Consider the following 21,584-nt stretch of genomic DNA (forward strand, 5'->3'; position numbering starts at 1 on the left):
GCGTGGAAATTAGCCTTCCCGGGTCGTATCGTTATCGTGTGCATCGGACATATCGCATGCGTCGGTGTTTGAGTCTACCGCGCCAATCTGGTCGCCGGCGCTGAGCCACTGGGTATTTCTGCCAGAACTCTCGCGGTTCATCAGTTGCTCGGCGGTCGAAACAGCCTCACCTAGCATACCTAAGCCTGCACCGTTTGATGATTTGAACAGGACGATATCGCCAGGTTCCAGCTCACTTTTGAGAAGTTCTAAAGCTTCATCGGTAGACTTTACCCAGGTTGCCTCATTGCCCCAGGAGCCTTCGAGATGGGCCGCATTATAGATGGGTTTGGCGGTTTCCCCCACGGCAATGAGTTTAGAGATATTCATGCGCACGGCAAGCTGCCCTAAGCGGTCATGTTCTTCCACCGAGACATCGCCGAGCTCAAGCATGGCACCCAGTACAGCCCAGGTTCGCCGTCCAGATGCGCGACCCAGCTGAGCCAATGAACGCAAAGCTGCTGCCATAGATTCGGGGTTGGCGTTGTAGGCATCGTTGATGACTGTAATGCCGTCGGCTCGGTCAATTCGTTGCATGCGCCAGCGGGATACGGCGCCTGAGGTATTCAATTTGTCAGCAATAACCTCGGGGGCAATTCCTGCCTGAAATGCGGCAGATGCTGCTGCTAGGAGGTTGTAAACGTGGTGCTCACCGATGAGCTGGGACTTCACATCGAAGGATTCACCGGTAGGAAAATGGATAGTGAATTCTGGGCAGCCGGTTTCCCCTGTGACCAGGTTTTCCGCATAAACGCGTTCTTGTTCTCCACCGTCGTGGTTTTTTGTGCCCACACCAAAGTACAGAGTGGGGACCGCTGCACGAGAAATCATGCGGCGGACGCGGAAGTCGTCATCGTTGAGCGCCAGGCTGACAGTGGAGCCTTCAGCCAATTCACCCTTGGTCTTCTCGATGTTTTCTACGCCGCCGAATTCACCGGCGTGGGCGGTGCCTACTTTAAGGATGACGCCGTGATCGGGCTGGACAATATTCGCTAGGTATTCGATGTTCCCCACGTGATCGGCGCCCATTTCGCTGACCAAATAGCGAGTATTTTCATCGGCTCGGAAGATGGTGAGAGGTACTCCGACTTCACCGTTGTAGGACCCCACAGGAGCCACGGTGGAGCCTGCCGTTTCAAAGATGCCTGCGAGGAGGTCTTTAGTGGTGGTTTTACCAGCAGAGCCGGTAATACCGACTACGGTCAGCTCACCCTGGGCTCGCATCTTTTCCAGGCAGTATTTCGCCAAGCGCCCCATTGCTAGAACGATATCGTCAACCTGCACTTGGGCAAAAAGGTTGCCAGCGGCGTCGGAAATAGGGCGCTCTACCAGCGCTAGGGTTGCTCCGGATTCGAAAGCTGCGGGCACAAAGAGGTGGCCGTCCGTGGTTTCTCCCGGCTTGGCTAGAAAGAGCGTGTTTTGGTTAACTTCACGAGAATCAGTGGTGGCGAAGGTGCATTCCACAGAATCTGCTTGCTCAGAGGAAAGGCCAAAAAGCTCGCCTTTTGTTGCCTGAGCTACTTCGCGGGCGGTTAGTAATATCATCTCTTATGCCTCATCAACCATTGCTTGATATGCGGGAAGTACTGAATATCCCTGAGCTTGCAGTGAACGTGCCACTTCTACGCGATCATCGAGTTCTAAATCGACTCCGGCGACTTCTTGAGCTACTTCGTGCCCGCGCCCTGCCACCAAAATTGAATCGTGTGAGCCGGCAAGTTCAATAGCTCGTGCAATTGCCTGTGATCGCGGTTCGATATTGAGAATCTGTTGAACGCGAGCACCGTCTTGGTTTGCTTTTTGCACACCCGCTTCGACTTCAGCTCGAATGGGTTCGGGGGCTTCGTCGTGGGGATCGTCGTCGGTAACAATCACGATATCGGCGTTGCGGCCTGCAATTTCGCCCATGATGGGACGCTTAGTCTGATCGCGCTCCCCGGTGGCGCCAAAGACTACTATCACTTTGCCGTCTTCTTCTGCCGGGTCAAGCGCCTCTAGTGCCCGCTGAAGAGCATCGGGATTGTGGGCAAAATCTACGATAGCGGTAGGTTCGGTAGAAATGAGTTGCATGCGACCGGGAACAACGGGGGTGAGAGTTTCTGTCTCCGCGAGTTGAGCTTCTAAGGCATTGGAATCAATGCCTGCTTCATAGACCATGACCGCAGCTAGTGCCGCGTTGGAGACGTTGAAATCTGCCGGTAGCTGCGTGGAAGATTTAAGGCGGACGCCGTCGCCGCGTACCACTTCAAAGGAGTGCCCGATACCCTGCCGACGTACGGTAGTAAGAGCCCAGTCAAAAGTTTCAAGTTCGGGCAAAGATTCATAACCGTTCCCGTGTGCAGTAAAGAGACGAACAACGTTTTCCCGGCCCAGAGCGTCGATAGCTTTCTGCGCCATCGACTCGCCCCACTGATCATCAGCAGTAATAACTGCGCGGGATGTGCGGTCTGGAGTAAATAATTGCGCCTTAGAATCGCAGTAGTTCTCCATGGTGCCGTGCAAATCCAGGTGATCTTGGGTGAGGTTCGTAAAGCCTGCGACGTCATACTTCACGCCGTCGACTCGCCTGTAGTCAAGAGCGTGGGAGGAGACCTCCATAGCCATTGAGGTAATCCCCTGCTCGCGCATGAGGGAAATCAGCGAGTGCACATGCGTTGACTCCGGAGTGGTGAGTTTCGAGGGTATGGATGCCCCGCCCGCAAGAATTTCGATGGTTCCAATCAACCCGGTGGTATGCCCCAGGTGCTGCATGATGGAATTGACCATATAAGTAGTGGTGGTCTTACCGTTAGTACCGGTCACTGCAAAGAGAGTAGGTGCAGACCCGTCTGCAGGCTGTGAACCGTAAATTTCTGCAGAGAGAGGACCGACGATGCCGCGCAGGTTCTCCGTGCGCAACAGCCCTATCTGCGAGCTGGTGTCTTTGCACAGTTCTAACCCTGCTCGATCGGTCAGGATAGCAGCGGCACCTGCCTCGACCGCGGTTTTTGCAAAGGAAGCGCCGTGAACTTTTGCACCGGGCAATGCCACGTAGAGATCCCCGGGCTGGATTTCGCGTGAATCCATGGCGATACCTAGGATAGGGGCGTTTTCTTCCGAGAGGAGTTCGACGTCAAATCCGCGGTCGTTTAACCAGGTAAAAATCTCTTGAGCGGTGTGTTCCTTCACCGTCGCAGGCCGGAGAGTCTGCGCTGTTCCTGCGAGTGCGGAATCGTTATTGCTCATCGGGTTCTGTGCTTTCATGATTTATTGATTCTATCGTCTGAGACGCCCATTGGAGGTGAGGCGGTCACAGCCTCGCTGTATCTTCCGCTGAAATTCCTTATCCCTTTTCGTCGTGTCCGTCGGGGAATTTAGGAATTTCAACAGGTTCGGTAGTGGAATAGGGAACCTTGTAGGTGTGCAAGACTTTCTCCATGATTTGTGAGAACTGGTCGGCGCCGCCTGCAAGACCTACATTGGATGCATTGGATTGGGGACGCTGAATAGTCACAGAGACCACGAACTGGGGATTTTCTATGGGCGCCACGCCAAAGAATGAGGTGGTGTAGCCGTCGTAACCCGCTTGCGTTTCGCTCGGTGCCTGCGCAGTACCCGTTTTGCCGCCGGTACGGTAGCCGGTGATTTGCGCGCCCTCGGCATTCTGAACCACCACGTTTTCCATGAGCGAGAGAGTTTCACGGGCTGTTTCCTCAGAAATAATCCGCCTACCTTCTTCGACAGGAATGGGGTGTTCGGTGCCGTCGGGATCTATAACAGCTTCTACAATGCGCGGCTTCTGATAAATGCCCAGGTTGCCCACGGTTTGGAAGACCAGGGAGGTCTGTAGCGGAGTTTGTGCCACACCCTGACCGAAAAGAACGGTGTACTGCTGGCGTACATCCCAGTCGGTGTAGTTAGGAACAAGCCCCTGGCTTTCACCAGTAAGTTCGATGCCGGTCAGCTCCCCCATGCCGTACTTTTTCAGCCAGTTATAGCGCTGCTCTTTACTGAGTTTTTTGCCAGCGAGTACGGTACCGGTGTTCATCGAGTCGGTGATGATGCCGGAGAACGTACGTTTCTGGGCGGGGTGGGTGAACGCATCGTTGATAGTTTGACCCTCGATTTGGAGTTCGGCGGGTACATCAAAGACCGTGGTGGGCGTGACATCGGTGTCCTCCAAAACGGCGGTGGACGTCAAGATTTTTTCGGTAGAACCCGGTTCAACCGCCTGGCTGATGGAGCGGGGCGTCATATCTTCGAGTTCAAATTTCTCCGAACCGGGATCCATCGTCTTAGAGTCTCCCAGCGCGATGATCGAGCCGTCGTCGACCTTCATCACGACGACGGTGCCCCACTGTGCCTTCAATTCTTTGACGCGTCGTGCGATAACTTCCTGGGCAAAATATTGGATGTCCTGATTGATGGTAAGACGAACATTCTGCCCATCTTGAGCTTTCTTAGTCTGTTCGTCGCCCACGGGAATACGAATGCCGTCAGCAGAGATTTCAAAGATTCTTTCACCGTCTGTACCGCGCAGAGCTTCGTCATAGACCCGCTCGATACCGGTGGAATTGTTGGTGGTCTGAGTCTTATCGGATCCTTCAACCGCAGCTTCAATCATGCTGAATCTGCCGACTACCGAACCGCCTACAGAACCGTTGGGGTACATGCGTTCGGATTTAACTTCACCGTAGAGGAAAGTAGCCCCCAGATCCATTACTTTGGTGTAGACCTCAGGGGTCACGTTTTCTTTAATGACCTTGTATTTGCTAGTGCCGTCGAGGGCAGATTTGACCTCAGAATCTTTCATGTCCAAGATATCTGCCAGCTGATACACCAGTTGCGTGGGGGTAACTTCTTCTTTGTCCTGCGACTGGTTGTTCTTGAAACGCTGAAAAGTGGTGACCGCGCTTTGATCTACGGTGATGTTGTAACGCTGGACTGACCTGGCCAAAACCTTATTGTTCGTATCTAAAATTTGGCCACGCAGGGCAGGAATAATCTGAGTTCTGGTGCGAGACTCTTTGGCTTGCTCAGCGATACCGCGAGGGTCAAACCCCTGAAGATAAAGTAACCGGGTGCTCAGAATGCCGAGGCCACCCACCGCAGCTGCACTGGCAAGAAAACCACGCCGCCCAATACCGCGCGGGTCGCCTGGATTGACTCCGTTAGAGTTCTGAGGTGCCACCGGTTTCCTTTCTATAAAGAACCATTCCCACTGTAGTTGATAATAAGGATGCCCGGAAAATGAGAATTCCGGGCATCCAGGCTAGAGCTTGCTCCACGCTGATGCGTTAGTGACCGCTAGAGGAAGGCGAAGGAGACGCTGAAGCAGATTTCTTGGCCTCTTCAGCTTTTCTTGTTTCTTCGGCTTTCTTCTCTTCTTCAGCCTTAGCCTTAGCGGCCTCCTCGTCCTTCTTCTTTTGCTCCTCAGCGCGCTGGCTTGCCGTTGCATATGCCTGCGTGTCGTAGAGAGCGGGTGGATCGATGAGGTTTTCGGTCTTCGACTGATTGTCTTCAGCCAAGGGAGCGGCAGGTACCGGCGTTCCGGTGATTTCCCCGGTTTGCAGGTTGATAGTTGCCTGTGCTTGCGTAGCAATGAGTCCCAGCTGTGAAGCTCGCACCGCTAAATCCTGGGGCGCTTGGTAGTAGGCAATCTCTTGGGAGAGAGCCTCATTTTGCTGACTCAGTGAAAGCTCCTGGGTTCGCAAATCCACCAGGTCGTATTGGCGCGATGCGGTGAGGATGTTCGTGAGCAGAATCAACATCAGGGTCAACGGGATGGATGCGATGACAAAAATCAGCATGGTCCAGCGGGTGCGCGGAGTAGCATCGGGCACCAAAGCCTTTTGCGAGCGCGAAGATTTCTCCGGCACGCGCCGGTCGTCGCCACGAGGCACGACGCTCAGGTGGCGTCGTTTGACCTCCCGCTCGTTGCCGGGGAACTGTGGTTCGGCGCTCATGATGCAACCTTCGTCATTTTGATTTTTTCAGCGGCACGTAGTTTGGCACTGGCGGCTCGAGAGTTTTCTTCAATCTCGGTTTCAGTGGGTGGTTCTGCTCCGCGGGTAATGATTTTGAGCTCAGGTTTATGTTCCTCTAGCTCTACAGGGAATCCCTTGGGCGCGCTAGATCGAGCTTTTTCGGCAATGGCCTGTTTGACTATCTTGTCTTCCAGGCTGTGATAACTCATAGCAACCAGGCGACCGCCCAGATTCAGGGCATTGATGGCTGCGGGAACGGCGCGTTCTAAGGCGTCTAGTTCGTGGTTGACTTCAATACGCAAGGCTTGGAAGGTGCGCTTGGCTGGATGTCCGCCCTTACGCTGGGCGCCAACTGGTACCACATTTTGGATGACGGCAACCAGCTCGCCTGTGGTTTTCAGCGGCTGGTTGGCTCGTGCCTCTACGATTCCTCGTGCAATGCGGGAAGCAAACTTTTCTTCACCGTAGGTTCGGATGATGCGGCGTAACTGGTGTTCTTCGTATTCGTTGACAACAACCGCTGCGGTAAGTTCTTCGGTCGAATCCATGCGCATATCGAGCGGCGCGTCATAGGAGTATGCGAAACCGCGTTCACGTTCGTCTAGTTGCATGGAGGATACGCCCAAATCCATCAGGATGCCGTCGACTCCCTGAAGTTGGCGGTCGAGTAAGATCTGTTCAATCTTGTCATAGACAGCATGGACAGGTTTGAATCTATCGCCAAAGCGCTGTAGGCGTTCTCCTGCCATGCGGTGTGCCATGAGGTCTCGGTCAATTCCGATGACGGTGAGGTGAGGAAAACGTTCCAGCATGGCTTCCGAGTGTCCGCCCATACCAAGGGTCGCATCAATGACCACGGGGTTCTCGCGGTCAAAGGCAGGGGCAAGCAATTCAAGGCAACGCTCTAGCATGACGGGCATGTGACGTTCTTCTGCGCGCTTACCCGAAACACCTGGGATGTTGGCGTTTTCGGTCACTGGGGCTCCTCTGGCTTTTGGTCAGCTGGTGCGATATTTGGTGGCTTGCGCCGGGTGATTAAAGAAGTCCGGGGATTACTTCTTCATCGGTTTGGGAAAATTGCTGTTCTTGCTCTTCAAGGTAGGAATTCCACACGGCTGAATCCCATATCTCAGCCCGTGCACCTGCACCAATCACAGTCAAATCTTTTCCCAGTCCCGCGTAGTCCCTCAATGCTTGAGGAATAGTTACACGACCCTGTTTATCAGGTTGCTCGTCGGAGGCTCCTGAAAGAAACACGCGGATGTAGTCTCTGGCTTGCTTCGAAGAAAGCGGCGCTGAACGCATTTGTTCATAGACTCGCTGAAATTCCTGGGCGGAAAAGACGTAGAGGCAACGCTCCTGCCCCCGGGTAAGCACTAGACCCGCAGACAGTTCCTCGCGGAACTTTGCCGGGAGGATGACTCGGCCTTTTTCGTCCAGTCGAGGTGTGTATGTTCCAAGGAACATAGACCACACCTCATTTCTCTTCTTCTTGCGTGCAGAGCACCAAAACTACATGTTTGTTGTTCTACTTTCCTCCACTTTACTCCACAATGAACCACATTCAATCAAAAGACGCTCCACCCTGCGAATTTTCAGGGTTTTCTGCGGAAAATTTTTTGGGTGAAAGAGCTTATGGGAGTTCGAATGCGCCACCATTCTTCGCCAAACGTCATCAACGGGGTGGGAAGTGGAGGGAAAAGTTATTAAAGAAAAAGAGCAAGAATCTTTCTCAAGATTCTTGCTCTGCTCCATCGAAGCAATGCGGTTAGAAGGAGCCACCCTGGCGGTTATCCCAACGCTGTTCCAGGTTCTTCATAAAGGTGCTGGATTCACGACGTCGGGGCGCAGCTGTTGAAGCGCCGGCGGTTCGTTCTGCGCTCTTGGCACCTCTGTCAGAGGTAGATGCCCAATAGACTCCGCCTGCCGCCACTAAGAAACCAAGCACTCCCAGCAAAATAATTTTAGTAGATACTCCCCAAATAATGAGACCCAGTCCCACAAGTACGGCAACAACACCCAATACAATCTTTCGTACCGAAAGCTGAGTAGCTTGGGTAGACTCAGACGTTTCAGCGCTGATTGAGCTCACAAAATCCGGATCATTCTCCCGCAACTCACGCTCAAGTTGGTCAAACAGTTGCTGTTCATGATCCGAAAGAGCCATGATTTCTCCTTGAGTGGTGCGGTTAGTAATCCAATAGGAAGTGTTCTCAATATTACAGATATTGCGGGGTGCACGCTATGAATCACCCTGAGTGTTTTTTTAGCAGAGTTGCAGGGAGCAGTCCGTGGGAGCCGAATTTACTGTGTATCTGGTCCATAGCACTTTCCACCGAGTACCAGTCTGGAGCCCCCTGCTCACGCACCGCCGTCATATCTTCGGCAAAGAGAGATTCTTGAAAACCAGAGGAACGAGTCTGTAACCGTTCAGCTCGCACACCCAATAATCGGATGGCGCGAGGGGCAATGAGCGCGCCGTCGTTCTGCTTCTCCAAGATGCCCAATTCCAATAGCCGCTTGATCACCGCTCGGTAAATTTTCTGCCCCGAATCGGTGGGGCTGGTGAGCATACATGAGCGAGTAATGGTTTCAAATCCTTCAAAACGTATCTTGAAACTCAGATTCTGGGCATATTTATCTGCCGAACGCAGACGCCGGGCTACTCCCATCGCTAAGGAAAAGAGCTCTTGGGTTATTTGTGTGCCTTCATGGGTGTCTTTAAGAAAAGTATGTTCTGCGCCCATGGACTTTTCTTCGCGCGCGGTAACTACCGCGCGGTCGTCCTTCCCTCTGCAAATTGCAAAGAGATGTGCCCCTAAAGACTGCCCAAATTTTTGTTGCAAAAAAGGAAGAGTGCATCCCCGCAGTTGTTGGACCGTGTGGATGCCCATAGACTCAATATTCTGCGCTGTTTTCGGCCCTATCCCCCACAATTTCCCCACCGGCAATGGATCAAGAAACTCCTGCACTCTATAAGGAGGGATAACCCACAGCCCATTAGGCTTACTGCCTGAGGACGCCATCTTGGCAATAAACTTATTGGCAGCAATACCTGCCGAGCAGGGAAGGTTAAGTTCATCATGGATACGCTCCCGAACCCGCTGGGCAGTCTGCACAGGATCCCCCAGCCGCTTTAGCGTTGGCGTCAAATCAACAAAAGCCTCATCGACACTGACCTGCTCCACCCGGTCAGTGACCTCATGCAAAATCTTCATCACTTTCGCCGAGTATTCCCGATACGGCTGTGAAGGTTCCACAACAATCGCAGTCGGGCACGCACGCTTGGCCTGCACTAACGGCATTGCCGATCGCACTCCATAAACCCGTGCTTCATAAGAAGCAGACAAAACCACCGAACGCTCAGACTCCCGCGCCACAATAATCTGTTTGCCGCGCAGTTCAGGGCGCTGTAGAAGTTCAACGTTGACAAAGAAAGCATCCATATCCAGATGCATAATGACCCGACCAGACATTCGTTCCACAGCACCCCCTCAATTCGAATACATATTCGATTCTAGTCCGCAATGGCCTGTACCGCTACCCCGTCAGAATCCCTCAATAGTCAAAACATTTACTCTGACCTAAGCTGGAAAGAGATTCTCCCAACCGAAAGGGCAGCCCATGAGCACCGCGCAACAATTTCAGAGCGTCGCCGCCGAAGAAAAGGCATACCTCGCAGCTCTCGAAGAAGAACTGAGCTACTTCTTCGCCCAGCAAAAAACTATCCTTGAGAGCATCTCCCCCGAATCATTGCCCCTGCTCGAATCTATCCAACAGCTCTCCACCGGCGGCAAACGGCTCCGGGCTCTCCTTGCCTACTGGGGTAACCGTAGCGCAGGAGGAGACGAAAACTCCCCCGAAATCATCCGCTGCGGTGCCGCTATCGAACTTTTCCAATCGGCAGCGCTCATCCACGACGACATCATCGACCGCTCCGACACTCGACGTGGCGCACCCGCCGTCCACCGCCGGTTCCAAGCTCAGCACACCCAGCAAAACTGGCGAACCGACAGCGAAACCTTCGGCATCTCCAGTGCTATTATCACCGGCGACCTCTGCCTCTCCTGGTCAGAACAAATGTTTAACACCATTGGAGAAAAAGCCCAAGGACTCTCCCAAGGAAGAGCAATCTTCGACCTCATGCGCACCGAAGTTATGGCAGGTCAATATCTCGACATTCTCGGCGAAGTAGTCAACACCGAAAAAAACAGCGCCGCCATCACGCGCAGCCGCAATGTACTGCGCTTCAAATCTGCAAAGTACTCCTGCGAACACCCCCTCGTGCTGGGCGCAGCCCTGGCGCTTTCCGCCCGCGTGGACGCACCCGCACCACTCCTTCAAAACCTCAGCCAATTCGGACTCCCCCTCGGCGAAGCTTTCCAAATGCGCGACGACGTCCTGGGCGTCTTCGGCGAAAGCGCCATCACAGGAAAACCCACAGGGGATGACCTCCGCGAAGGCAAGCGCACCCTCCTGATTGCCCTCACCCAGCAAAAAGCAGAACCCGCGCTCTGGGAAAAACTCGATTCTGCCCTCGGCAACCAAGACCTCACAGAGACCGACATCGTAGAGCTCCAAAACATCATTATCGACTGCGGAGCACTAGCCAGCTTAGAAGCAGAAATAGAGAAAATCGGTCAGCACGTGATTTCATCGCTTGAGGCAATGCCGATTGAAGAAACGCCTCGGCTGGCTCTAGAAAATATTGTGGCTCGGCTGCTTCACCGCGCGTCCTAATTTTTCACTAAAAAGCGTGCGTGTGATCCATCCATTAGATGAATCACACGCACGCTTTTATAAAATACTGAGCGGTTACCGAGTGAGGTACTACCAGGCAAGCGCAGAGGCACGACGGCGAATTTCGGTCTTGCGGCCATCGATGAGTGCATCGATGGGGCGGCCCGGCAACGATTCGTCATCGGTAAAGAGCCACTCGATTGCTTCTTCATCGGTAAATCCAGCATCGCCCAAAACCACTAAGGTACCCTTGAGCGGTTCCAACGGGCGGTCTCCGCGTACGAAAAGGGCAGGAACCTTCCGCACCCCGGTTTCAGGATCACGCAGAGCAAGCAGAGCCCGCTCGGAAATCAAAGTGTGTACCCGAGTTACTTTGAGGTCAAATGCCTCAGCAAGGTCGGGGATGGTGAGCCATTCGCCCACGAGGTCAAAAATCTGTGCAGTTGAGTTTTCTTCAGTCACATCTATGAGTCTGCCAGAAATCCCCAGTGTTTGACGAGTTTTAGCTGCAAATTCTTTCACCGCTTGCCTCACACCTCCCAGGCCTCTGGCTCAGTACACGAACTTTCCAGCTTTTTCCCCTACTATCTATAGGGATATGAGTGAGAAGAAGAAACAGCCCTGGCTAACAGGCGAAATATTTGATGGCCACTACGAGGTAGGCCACCTGATTGCCCGTGGCGGAATGGCAGAGGTTTACCACGGCGTGGATTTGTGGTCCAACAACCCGGTTGCGATCAAAGTTCTCTCTCCTCAACTTTCAGCCGACCCTTCGCAACAGCAGAAATTCTTTCGCGAAGAACGGTCTTTACGGCAGATTAGCCATGAACACGTGGTGGGCGTTCTGGGGTCTGGAACGCAAACGGTACACGGTTTGAAGCTGATGTTTATCGTGCTCGACTATGTGCACGGTTGTACACTCCAGCAGCTGTTGACCACGCGCCCAGTCCTGTCCGTTGGTGAAACCTTAGACATCATCGTTCCGGTAGCTGAAGGCCTGTCTGAAGTACATGCCCACCGCTTTATTCACCGAGATATTAAGCCCAGCAACATACTTCTCTCATCGCTGGAACGCTCTATCAAACTCACCGATTTTGGTTTGACGCGGCGCACCGACCAGTCATGGACCGGCGAGCTCATGGGAACTCCAGCCTACGTGGCTCCTGAAATTGTTGACCCCAAAGCCAGCGTTGGTCCCGGCGTCGATATTTTTGCCCTGGGTATAGTGATGTTTCGGATGCTCGCTGGTCGGCTACCCTTCACCGGGCTCAGCGACGACCAGCAAATTATTTACCACAACATCAATACCGAAATACCTTCACTGGCGCAGTTTGCACCGGGTATTGATTCGGATATTGTCGGGGTCGTGAAGTGGTGCACGCGCAAGCAAGCATCTGCCCGCCCCGCCGACGGGTCAGAACTTTTTGAAGTTCTGCAGTCTATTCGCGAGCGACTCACCCAGGACGAGTTAGCGTATCGCGCCCAAAGTTCTGCCCCTCAAGAAACGCAGATGTGGGACGACGTTGAATACATCGCGGAGCGCACCGGCGCGACCAACGTGCTTCAACGAACTTCCATCAGCGGGTTCAGAACTCTTGAAAATGACCACGACGACTCCTCGTGGAACGAGACAGATTCTGATTTCCTTGAAACCGAGTACTACGAGCCCCAGGAAATTTCAGGGGTTGGCCCCCAACCGGCGCCCCATACTTCTTACCTTGAAGAATTCATAGAAGACGAAACAGGCGCCACCTTCATCGACGAACGCGGCAGCACCCGCTATGAACCGATTTCAGCGTCCTACCGGCATGAAAGCAGCTCATCGGCCCAAGAACATAGTCTTCCTCGTACCTCACAGTTGGAACAGGTACCCCCCGCCAGCGAAGATTTCCCCACCAAAGGGGATCCTCGAAAAGCACCCGAACTATGGCAACCTGCCCCAGCCCTGCCCACCGTTGTTTTAATCTTTATCGGCATCCTGCTGGCATTTGTGGTTGCAGGATTTGTGGGTTGGCAAATAGCCCAATCCACGGTGCAGTCAGGCTGGTTTGCCAGCTGGGTCAGTTTTGTTGATAGCTTTTCCGGTTCCGCCTAAACAGCCCACCTTGGCACCTAGCTCATTCAATGTGCTCAGCAAAAAGGAGCGCTACCTCCCAAGGTAACGCTCCTTTCTCTCACTCTCTTTAGCGGCGGGAAAGGTACTCTGCCACCAAGAAAGCAATCTCTAGTGATTGTCGGTGATTCAAACGCGGATCACACCGGGTCTCATAACGATCAGCAAAAGCTTCTTCATTAATCGGATCCGAACCGCCCAAGCATTCTGCGACGTCGTCGCCGGTCATCTCAATATGGATACCGCTGGGGAAAGAACCCAACGCCTCATGCACCTCGAAGAAACCCTTGACTTCATCAACCACGTCATCGAACCGGCGAGTCTTGTAGCCCGAAGGTACCGAAATAGTGTTGCCGTGCATAGGATCAGTCACCCACACCACCTTGGCACCGGAGGCCTGAACTCCCTCCACCAGCGCAGGCAGATTCTCCCGAATCTTAGAAGCCCCCATGCGGGTAATGAAGGTAAGACGGCCAGGTTCCCGCTCAGGGTCGAGCTTGTCTATCAGACGCAGGGCATCATCAGCAGTGGTGCTGGGACCGAGTTTGACGCCGATGGGGTTGCGTACCTTCGAGAGGAAATCGACGTGAGCGTCGTCGAGCCCACGCGTACGCTCGCCAATCCAGATAAAGTGTCCTGAGGTGTCGTACGGCTGATTGGTACGAGAATCAATCCTGGTCAGAGCGCGCTCGTAATCGAGCAAAAGACCTTCGTGACCCACGTAAAGTTCGGTGGTCTTCATGGCGTCGAAGTCCGCTCCGCATGCCTCCATGAACTTCAGTGCACGATCAATCTCACCCGAGAGCGATTCGTAGCGGGCATGAGCGGGGTTAGATGTGAACCCACGATTCCACTGGTTAACCAAGCGTAAATCAGCAAAGCCGCCGGTGGTGAACGCACGCACCAAATTCAGCGTCGATGCCGAAGTGTGGTACCCCTGCACCATCCGGCGGGGGTCATGTGCGCGTGCTTCCTCAGCGAACTCAAAACCGTTGACCATTTCACCGCGGAAAGTCGGCAGAGTCACTCCATCGCGGGTTTCGGTGTTAGACGAGCGGGGCTTCGAAAATTGCCCAGCCATACGCCCCATTTTGACCACGGGCATCGAGGCACCGTAGGTCAAAACAACTGCCATCTGCAGCAGGGTTTTTACGCGGGCTGAAATCTTATCGGCAGTTGCTCCCTCGAAAGTTTCAGCGCAATCGCCGCCCTGCAGGAAGAATGCCTTTCCCTTTGCTACCTCAGCGAGGTTCTTGCGCAGGCGGTCAACTTCCCCAGCAAATACCAGCGGGGGCACGGTGTTGAGCTCGTTGATAACATTCGTATAGTCAGGATGCTCTTGCCATGTGGGTTGCTGGTCAATGTTAAGTTGGCGCCAGTCGTCAAGACCGGGAAAATTTTTTGCCGAGCTTGCGCTACCAGCTAGTCCGTTTTCCAAAGTCTCTTGATCCATAGTCATGGTGGAGAATCCTTTAGTTATGTAGTCAATGAGAACAGGGTTAAGAATTCACTCAAGCCTGTTTGTCCAGTCTAGGGTCGGGGCAGGCGCTCTCGGTCTCTTATTTCAGATGCTGAGAGAATTTCACGTAGCCCCTAACCATGACTCTATTTGTTCAATAATTCTTCAACAGCGGCGGAGGCTGAAATATTCTTCTCTGCCATGAGATCTTTAACATCGCTGGCGTAGAGCGGCACATATTCTTGCTCACTGAGTTCTCTAATAGCTGCAGAGATTTTGTCTGCCACCATACGCTGAACTTTATGGTCTTTGGCGCGGTCCCAGTATTCGGAGAAATCAAGAGGTTCACCAATGACGGTGCGGATGGTAACTTTCTTGCCATTCTTCCGCAGGTTAATCTTGTTGCTACCACTAGGCTGAAAATCGTTGTTGCCGATTTGTCCCACCGGTACCACGGGTACGCGCTGAGTCAGTGCCAGACGTGCGACGCCAAGCTTGGCGCGGTAGCCGCGACCGTCGGGGCTCCGGGTGCCTTCTGGATAAATACCCAAGTAGCCGCCTTCTTGGAGTTTCTGCGCTCCGCCATCTAGCGATGCCTGGCTCTTAGCGCCACCGGAGCGATCCAGCGGTAGCTGCCCTACCGCGGTAAAAAACCAGCGACTGACCGCGCCCTGAATGCCGGTGCCGGTGAAGTAGTCAGACTTAGCCAAGAAGTACACCTGGCGCGGAACAGCAAGGGGCAGAAAAATAGAGTCGCAGAAAGCAAGGTGGTTGCTCGCTAAGATGGCGCCTGTCTGGGGAAGGTTTTCCACGCCCTGCATTTCATGGTGTACTAGTCGAGACATCAGCGGCCCCACCACGGTCTTTTTCAATGCCATATAGAGCATCTAAAACTCCTCAAACGTATTTTTCTGCCTGTTTCTTAAAATTTTACCTGCCTGGCTCTCATTTCCGCACAAAGCTCTCCCCGGCTAAGAAAGAATGCGCTGAGAGCGAGCTATATGGTGCAGGTCCTCGCCGTCGAGCGCTGGAAATGTCAGAATAAAGTGCACCGACAGAGAGGCATCGCACTATGAGTTCCGAGATTATTCACGACCCGCTATCGCATCCAGGTAGCCGTCCCATCGGCATTTTGCTAATCCACGGTTTTACGGGCTCGCCCTGGAGCATGCGACCGCTTGCGGAATTTTTTGCCGAGCAGGACTACCCTGTGGAGATGATTCTGCTGCCGGGCCACGGTAGCCATTGGAAAGACATGATGCCGGTGACTCGTCACGATTGGATGTCTGAGGTGGACGACGCCTATTGGAAGCTATGCCAGCGGTCTCAGCACGTCGTCGTTATTGGTCTTTCTATGGGAGGCATGCTGGCTCTGCGGGAATCGGTGCGTAGAGAAGTTTTAGGGACAGTGCTCATTAATCCTTTTGTGCAGAACCCCACCGTCTTACTACGTTTCGCAAAATTCTTTTCTCGTTTTGTGACAAGTACCAATGGTGTGACTTCTGATATTGCAAAACCAGACGCTGACGAGGGAGGATACCCGCGCGTTCCATTGAAAGCCGCCGCTGAGCTACATGCGCTGGGCAAAGAAACACGCCCGCTCGTTCGCTCCCTTAAGGCTCCCGTTCTTTACTTTCGGTCAGCTGAAGACCATGTGGTTTCGGACAAATCCCACCATTTTTTTCATAAGCATGCTGAATGCCCTGTAAAGTTTATTGAGCTTGAACGCAGTTACCACGTAGCAACGCTCGATTATGATGCGCCCGTTATTTTGAAAAACTCCCTTGAGTTTGTGCAATCACTAGAAGCTGATCTGAAAGGTCACGCATGAAACACATCTCTATACCTGAAGCAGTAGTTTCCGACCCCTCGCAGAACCTCACCAGCATCCTCGAACGCAAGGTATCGGATTCTACTGATCCTGTCCTTTACAAGGTGCAGCGATCGAGCGGCAACTGGGTTCCGGTACGAGCCACCGAATTCAAAAAGCAGGTAGTGGAGCTCGCCAAGGGCATGATTGCAGCCGGTCTTAACCGCGGCGACGTCGTAGGTATTATGAGCCGCACGCGTTATGAATGGACGCTTATCGACTTCGCTATCTGGTATGCGGGTTTGGTTTCTGTTCCTGTGTACGAAACTTCATCGCCGGCTCAGGCAGCCTGGGCGCTCTCCCATTCCGGTGCTAAAGCAGTTTTTGTGGAGACTGAGAAACTTGCCGGTGTCGTCGAGCAGGGCAACGACTTTGAAACGCTTTCCCTTAAAAATACCTGGGTGATTGATAGCGGTGCACTCGCTGAACTGGTAGAACAGGGGCAGCATATTTCAGATGAAACGGTTGAGCGACGCCGTTCTGCAGCTACCCTCGAAGACACAGCCTCTATCATCTACACCTCTGGTACCACTGGAAAACCAAAGGGGTGCTTGCTGACCCACGGGAATTTTGTGCGTCTCTCTGCAAACGTTAGGGTATGTGAGCCCAACGTAGCGCGCGAGGGTAACTCCACCATTATCTTCTTGCCACTGGCACATGTTTTAGCACGTGAAATCCAGATTTTGGCTCTGGATGCTGGAGTGGTGGTTGGTCACTCCCCCGATATTAAGAACCTCACCTCAGACCTTGACTCTTTCAAGCCAAACTTTCTACTGGTGGTTCCGCGCGTCTTTGAAAAGATTTATGAGGCATCGGTTCAGAAGGCCGAAAAGGGAAGCGCCATTAATTCCAAGCTCTTCCACCGCTCGGTTGATGTGGCTCGTAAATGGTCTGAGGCGAAGATTGCCGGTGACGTACCCAAGCGTTTAGAAATGCAGTACCGCTTCTATGACCGCTTAGTCTACTCCCAGTTGCGCAAGGCGATGGGTGGTGAAATTAAGTACGCTGTATCTGGCGGTGGTGCGTTGGCGCCGCGGCTTGGTCATTTCTTCCACGCTGTAGGCGTGAAGGTAATCGAGGGCTACGGTATGACAGAGACCACCGGTTCCTTGGCTGTAGGGCGCACTCGTGAATTCGAAGTGGGCAATGTGGGACCTTTGATTCCCGGCACTTCAGCGCGTTTGGCGGAGGATGGCGAGCTGGAAATTAAGGGTATCGGAGTTTCCCCTGGCTATTTCAACAATGAAGAAGAAAATAAGGTGGCGTACACAGAAGACGGCTGGCTACGCACCGGAGATTTAGCGCAGATTGACGAGCGCGGTTTCCTTAAGATTGTGGGACGCAAGAAAGAAATTATTGTGACGGCGGGCGGTAAGAACGTCATTCCCGTCTCTGCAGAGGATCGTTTGCGTACCAGCCCCATGGTTTCTAATGCCATGCTGGTTGGCGACGAAAAGCCTTTTATTGCAGCGCTAGTTACACTCGATCCGGACACCTTACCAGATCAGCTGGAACACCTGGGTCTACCCCGCGATATGAGTGTCTCTGAGGCAGCTATTAATCCTCGTGTGCGGGAGGCTGTACAGAAGTTTGTGGATGATGCCAATACTTTTGTATCTCGTGCCGAGTCGATCCGCGAATTCCGTATCCTTAACCGCGATTTCACTGAGGAAGACGGACATTTGACTCCCTCGCAGAAGATTAAGCGTCCAGTTATTCTGCAGGAATTTTCGGCGTACGTAGATGATATGTACAACCGCACCAAGGATTCTATCGCGGAATCTCGCAAGAAGCTCCAGGAGTATTCGGATAAGCGTTCGGAGCGGGTTGAGGTTAAGCGTGCAGAACGAGCTGAGAAGTTTGAGGAATTCCGCCATGAGACCGGCAATAAGTTGATTGACTTGGGCTCACAGCTAAAGAATCCTCAACCGAAGAACTCTAAGAAACATGGAAAGTCTAAGGCTGAGGAGAAGTAGGAAGCCTAAGAACAAATCAACAACAGGGTATAAGCGGTCATGAAAAGGGCACGCGCGAAGCGTTTACTGTAGAACCCGACTTGCGAGTTTTGCGAAGCGAGCAATGTCTGCACTGAAGGAAGCTACAGTAATAAGCTAAGCCAGTGTCCTTTTCATACCGTCGAGTTTTTACTTTTCTAGTTCTAGGCCAAGAAGCGCATTCTCTACTACCTCTGTAAGCGCTGGGTGAATCCAGAACTGCCCACGCGCCATCTCATGGGCGGTGAGTCCAAAGCTCATTGCCTGAATCAGTGGTTGAATGAGCATCGAGGATTCTTCGCCCACCAGGTGTGCGCCCAAAAGTTCGCCGGTATCTTTGCGGGCAATGACCTTGCACAGCCCGACCTGATCTTCCATTGCCCAGCCGTAGGCGACGTCGCCAAAGTTCTGCACTTTCACCGCAATTTCGAAGCCTTCTTCGGTTGCTTTGGTGCGCGCTTCGTCTTCGGTCAAACCGACTGTAGCGATTTGCGGGTATGTGAAGACGGCGGCGGGAACAAAGCGCTCATCGGTTTCGCGTAGCGAATCGGGGTGGACGAGGTTGTGCTGTACCGTACGGGTTTCGGCATTGGCAACGTGCTTGAGCAGGTAATTGGAACTGATGTCGCCGAGTGCGAAGACGCCGTCGACGGGTTTTCCACCGGATAGTACACGGTGAAAACGGTCGACCTCAATGGCACCAGAATCGCGCAGATCAAAGAAACTTGCGGCGTTGAGGGATTCTGAGTTGGGTGTGCGGCCTGTTGCGATGAGCACGAGGTCGGCGTCAATTGAAAGGTTTTTGCTGTCGTGTTCGAAGACGACGCGGGCTGAGCCGTCGTCATTGCTCTCGATGCTCGCCAGTGCGTAGTTGAGGCGCAAGTCCCACTGTTTTGCGGCTTCACGTTTGAAACGCTCGACGATTTCTTGGTCATAGCTACGTAGCAGGGTTTCGCTACGGTTTGCCTGCACGACCGTTGAGCCGAGCCCGTTGAATACGTGGGCGAATTCGGCGGCGATGAATCCACCTCCAACTACCACGACGCGCTGAGGTAGTTCGTCAATACGCATGACGGTGTCAGAGGTGTGGACGGCGGGGTGGTCGATTCCGGGAACCTGGGGAAGTTGATTGTGGGAGCCGGCAGCGATAACGATTTGCTTGCCGCGTAATTTTTTACCAGATGCGGTTTCAAGTTCGTGAGTGCCGGTGAACTTTGCATATTCTTCGAAGACGGTGACGTTGTCCAGGCTCTTGCGGTAGTCGAGGCCGCCGTGGGAGATAGCGTCGATGCGTTTGAAGATGCGGTCGCGCATGGACTTCCAGTCCACGTGGGTGACTTCAGCTTCAACACCGAGGCGTCCGATGTGCGTGGCTTCGGTGGCTACCGTTGCCGGGTAGACGTACTGCTTGGTGGGGATGCAGCCGAAATTGAGGCAGGTACCGCCGAAGGTGCCGCCGTCGATGATGGCAACCTTTTTGCCGTCCCATTCTTCGTTGATGATTGAGTTGCCTGAACCTGATCCGATGATGATGAGATCGAATTCTTGGATGTTCGACATAGGTGACTCCCCCTGTTTCCGTTAGCTTGTTCTCACCCATTAAACAGTAGGACGGCATGGTTTTATTCCGCGAGTGGCTGGGTGCGATTAGGATGAGTTGAGCAAGCTCAACAACGTGCGGAATCCGCGAACTTCTTCACTCGCTCTGCACGGACGAATGAGTTTGAGGCGGTCAAGGGTGAATTCGAGGCGAAGTACGGTCGTTCTGATGTGCCAGAGCGTACCGACGTGGACTGGTTGAGTACTGATGGTGAGTATGCTCGTCGCGCTGGTGTAGCTGACGAGGCGCAGAAGAGAGTAGAGGCAGCAGAGTCCGAGGTTGGTTCCTTAGAGTCGAAGGCCACAACCGCAACCGATACCCGCCAGCGTGCTTATACGGATTACGTGGCAGAGCATGAGTCCCATGAAGAATCACGGGTCATCAAACCGTCGATGACCGAGGCGAAGGCACATGAGGTTTCTGAACGTCAGATGAAACGCGACCAGCGATACTTGGCAGCAGGGTCTTCACCTGCAAAGGCACGTGAAAGCCTAGCCGCCGAGAAAGCACTGATTCAGCGCAAGAGTCAGACAGTGGCACAGAAGAAATCGGCTACCTCCGTAACCCCTGCGGCGCGATTGCAAGAAACCCGCCAGCAAAGTATGAGAAGACGATAAAAGGCGAGTTATTGCAAAATTCAGATGAATCAGTGGTTCGGTTCTCGACTGAATAAATTTCTAGGATGTTATCAGGGGCTTATCAGAAGGCTAGGTTAGATTTAAAGAACTAGCTATACCCAGTTTTAGTTATCTGTCTAACTTAAGGAGAGTTTACTATGTCCCGTAGACCCATAATATTCGCCACCGCTGTAGTAGCTACGCTTGCTTTAGCTGGATGTGGAACGAACACATCGAATGATTCCACATCACATAGCTCCTCATCGGAGGGTCATTCGATGGCCAGCCACAGTATGGATGGCGGTTCAGCTCCTGCGGGTATCGTTGACGCCAACGCTCCCAAATACCCGGTAGGTACCGAGGTGACACTTACTACGGACCACATGGAAGGCATGAAAGAAGCGCCAGCCAAGATTGTTGGTGCATACAAGACCACAACTTACGCCGTAGATTACACTCCCACAGATGGCGGAACACCCATCAAAAATCATAAGTGGGTAGTTCAGGAAGAGCTCAAAGATGCAGGCAAGACGCCTCTTAAAGTCGGAGATAAAGCGGTGCTTGAGGCAGACCACATGCCAGGGATGAAGGGTGCTGAAGCGACAATTTCCCAGGTTACCGATCAGACTGTTTATATGGTCGATTATGAGGCAAATGGTATGACAATGAAGAACCATAAATGGGTCACTGAGGACGAAATCGCCCCAAGAAGCTAGCGTTCAAAATGTTTTAATAGTGCCCCCTCCGGCGATGAACTGGCCCCCGAAAGTTGGACTGGTTTTATTCTAGGCGGTTAGAGGCTTTAGGGTCTGGTTCCGGTATTGCATCGGAGTCAGGCCCTTGAGTCGTTTTTGGATGCGTTCATGGTTGTACCAACGGATGTAGTCATCAATTGCGTGGTAGAACGTCTCCAGACTGGTGAATGATTCCCCGTGGTACATCTCTGATTTGAGGTGTCCGAAGAAGTTTTCCATTACCGCATTGTCGTAACAGTTTCCTTTCCTTGACATCGATTGTGTGCCACCGATAGCTGTGATGAGTGTGCGCCAGCTGGAATGTTGATATTGGAATCCTTGGTCGGTATGTACAAGCAAACCTTTATCTGGTGATTCTTGCGCGATGGCATCGCGTAAAGATTGCGACGTAAACGCCGTATTCGGTGAGGTTGAAATGCTGTACGACACGA

19 protein-coding genes are annotated in these 21,584 nt (G+C 53.0%); 6 read left to right on the forward strand and 13 right to left on the reverse strand.

Annotation, left to right across the window (positions count from 1 at the left end; genetic code table 11):
• Nucleotides 1-9: 9 nt before the first annotated feature.
• The 8 genes from murF to dinB all read right to left on the reverse strand — a co-directional run bounded on the left by murF (nt 10) and on the right by dinB (nt 9,481).
• Entirely contained in the window at nt 10-1,584 is a 1,575-nt protein-coding gene (murF, locus tag A7E48_RS01760; RefSeq protein ID WP_068168669.1) for a UDP-N-acetylmuramoyl-tripeptide--D-alanyl-D-alanine ligase, read from the reverse strand.
• A gap of 3 nt (nt 1,585-1,587) precedes the next feature.
• Nucleotides 1,588-3,282, reverse strand: a complete 1,695-nt coding sequence (locus A7E48_RS01765) for a UDP-N-acetylmuramoyl-L-alanyl-D-glutamate--2,6-diaminopimelate ligase (protein WP_068168672.1) — start codon at nt 3,280-3,282, stop codon at nt 1,588-1,590.
• Between the two features lie 79 nt (nt 3,283-3,361).
• Complete coding sequence (locus tag A7E48_RS01770) at nt 3,362-5,209, reverse strand: penicillin-binding protein 2 (protein ID WP_068168675.1); 1,848 nt, start codon at nt 5,207-5,209, stop codon at nt 3,362-3,364.
• 106 nt (nt 5,210-5,315) lie between these two features.
• A complete protein-coding gene (locus A7E48_RS01775) occupies nt 5,316-5,984 on the reverse strand; it encodes a hypothetical protein (RefSeq protein ID WP_068168676.1) in 669 nt (222 codons plus the stop codon).
• Nucleotides 5,981-6,925 carry a 16S rRNA (cytosine(1402)-N(4))-methyltransferase RsmH gene (rsmH, locus tag A7E48_RS01780; protein ID WP_083147124.1) on the reverse strand — a complete coding sequence of 315 codons (945 nt, stop codon included), beginning with the start codon at nt 6,923-6,925 and terminating at the stop codon, nt 5,981-5,983. Before rsmH ends, A7E48_RS01775 begins: the two co-directional genes overlap by 4 nt.
• A gap of 115 nt (nt 6,926-7,040) precedes the next feature.
• Nucleotides 7,041-7,472, reverse strand: a complete 432-nt coding sequence (gene mraZ, locus A7E48_RS01785) for a division/cell wall cluster transcriptional repressor MraZ (protein ID WP_068168681.1) — start codon at nt 7,470-7,472, stop codon at nt 7,041-7,043.
• Nucleotides 7,473-7,773: 301 nt separating this feature from the next.
• Entirely contained in the window at nt 7,774-8,172 is a 399-nt protein-coding gene (locus A7E48_RS01790; protein WP_068168684.1) for a DUF3040 domain-containing protein, read from the reverse strand.
• An 82-nt stretch (nt 8,173-8,254) separates the two neighbouring features.
• Nucleotides 8,255-9,481, reverse strand: a complete 1,227-nt coding sequence (gene dinB, locus A7E48_RS01795) for a DNA polymerase IV (protein WP_068168688.1) — start codon at nt 9,479-9,481, stop codon at nt 8,255-8,257.
• A 148-nt stretch (nt 9,482-9,629) separates the two neighbouring features.
• Between dinB and A7E48_RS01800 the strand changes: the two genes are divergently transcribed.
• On the forward strand, nt 9,630-10,745 hold the full coding sequence (locus A7E48_RS01800; RefSeq protein WP_068168691.1) for a polyprenyl synthetase family protein: 1,116 nt from the start codon (nt 9,630-9,632) through the stop codon (nt 10,743-10,745).
• A 90-nt stretch (nt 10,746-10,835) separates the two neighbouring features.
• On the opposite strand, the gene A7E48_RS01805 is transcribed toward A7E48_RS01800, so the two are convergent.
• Nucleotides 10,836-11,207 carry an Rv2175c family DNA-binding protein gene (locus A7E48_RS01805; RefSeq protein ID WP_068168722.1) on the reverse strand — a complete coding sequence of 124 codons (372 nt, stop codon included), beginning with the start codon at nt 11,205-11,207 and terminating at the stop codon, nt 10,836-10,838.
• Between the two features lie 136 nt (nt 11,208-11,343).
• On the opposite strand from A7E48_RS01805, the gene A7E48_RS01810 reads away from it, so the two are divergent.
• Nucleotides 11,344-12,840: a serine/threonine-protein kinase gene (locus A7E48_RS01810; RefSeq protein ID WP_068168693.1), complete on the forward strand. Its 1,497-nt coding sequence runs from the start codon at nt 11,344-11,346 to the stop codon at nt 12,838-12,840.
• 88 nt (nt 12,841-12,928) lie between these two features.
• On the opposite strand, the gene A7E48_RS01815 is transcribed toward A7E48_RS01810, so the two are convergent.
• Entirely contained in the window at nt 12,929-14,311 is a 1,383-nt protein-coding gene (locus A7E48_RS01815) for a class II 3-deoxy-7-phosphoheptulonate synthase (protein ID WP_083147125.1), read from the reverse strand.
• A gap of 152 nt (nt 14,312-14,463) precedes the next feature.
• The gene (locus tag A7E48_RS01820) at nt 14,464-15,204 is read right to left on the reverse strand and encodes a 1-acyl-sn-glycerol-3-phosphate acyltransferase (RefSeq protein ID WP_068168696.1); all 741 of its coding nucleotides are present in this window, start codon (nt 15,202-15,204) and stop codon (nt 14,464-14,466) included.
• A gap of 185 nt (nt 15,205-15,389) precedes the next feature.
• On the opposite strand from A7E48_RS01820, the gene A7E48_RS01825 reads away from it, so the two are divergent.
• Together A7E48_RS01825 and A7E48_RS01830 are read left to right on the forward strand one after the other, a co-directional pair.
• Complete coding sequence (locus A7E48_RS01825; protein ID WP_068168698.1) at nt 15,390-16,148, forward strand: carboxylesterase; 759 nt, start codon at nt 15,390-15,392, stop codon at nt 16,146-16,148.
• Nucleotides 16,145-18,163 carry a long-chain fatty acid--CoA ligase gene (locus A7E48_RS01830; protein ID WP_068168701.1) on the forward strand — a complete coding sequence of 673 codons (2,019 nt, stop codon included), beginning with the start codon at nt 16,145-16,147 and terminating at the stop codon, nt 18,161-18,163. The genes A7E48_RS01825 and A7E48_RS01830 overlap by 4 nt, the downstream gene beginning before the upstream one ends.
• Nucleotides 18,164-18,331: 168 nt before the next feature.
• On the opposite strand, the gene A7E48_RS01835 is transcribed toward A7E48_RS01830, so the two are convergent.
• Complete coding sequence (locus tag A7E48_RS01835) at nt 18,332-19,741, reverse strand: mycothione reductase (RefSeq protein WP_068168704.1); 1,410 nt, start codon at nt 19,739-19,741, stop codon at nt 18,332-18,334.
• Between the two features lie 210 nt (nt 19,742-19,951).
• Here A7E48_RS01835 and A7E48_RS01840 point away from each other — a divergent pair, with 210 nt between their 5' ends.
• Complete coding sequence (locus tag A7E48_RS01840) at nt 19,952-20,398, forward strand: hypothetical protein (RefSeq protein WP_068168708.1); 447 nt, start codon at nt 19,952-19,954, stop codon at nt 20,396-20,398.
• A 158-nt stretch (nt 20,399-20,556) separates the two neighbouring features.
• A complete protein-coding gene (locus A7E48_RS01845; protein ID WP_068168711.1) occupies nt 20,557-21,114 on the forward strand; it encodes a YdhK family protein in 558 nt (185 codons plus the stop codon).
• A 69-nt stretch (nt 21,115-21,183) separates the two neighbouring features.
• Here the strand turns inward: A7E48_RS01845 and A7E48_RS01850 are convergent.
• Nucleotides 21,184-21,584: IS3 family transposase (locus A7E48_RS01850; protein ID WP_141669339.1), on the reverse strand; the 401-nt coding region annotated here is incomplete at its 5' end.

The sequence above is a fragment of the Rothia sp. ND6WE1A genome, assembly GCF_001683935.1.
Taxonomy (GTDB): domain Bacteria; phylum Actinomycetota; class Actinomycetes; order Actinomycetales; family Micrococcaceae; genus Rothia; species Rothia amarae.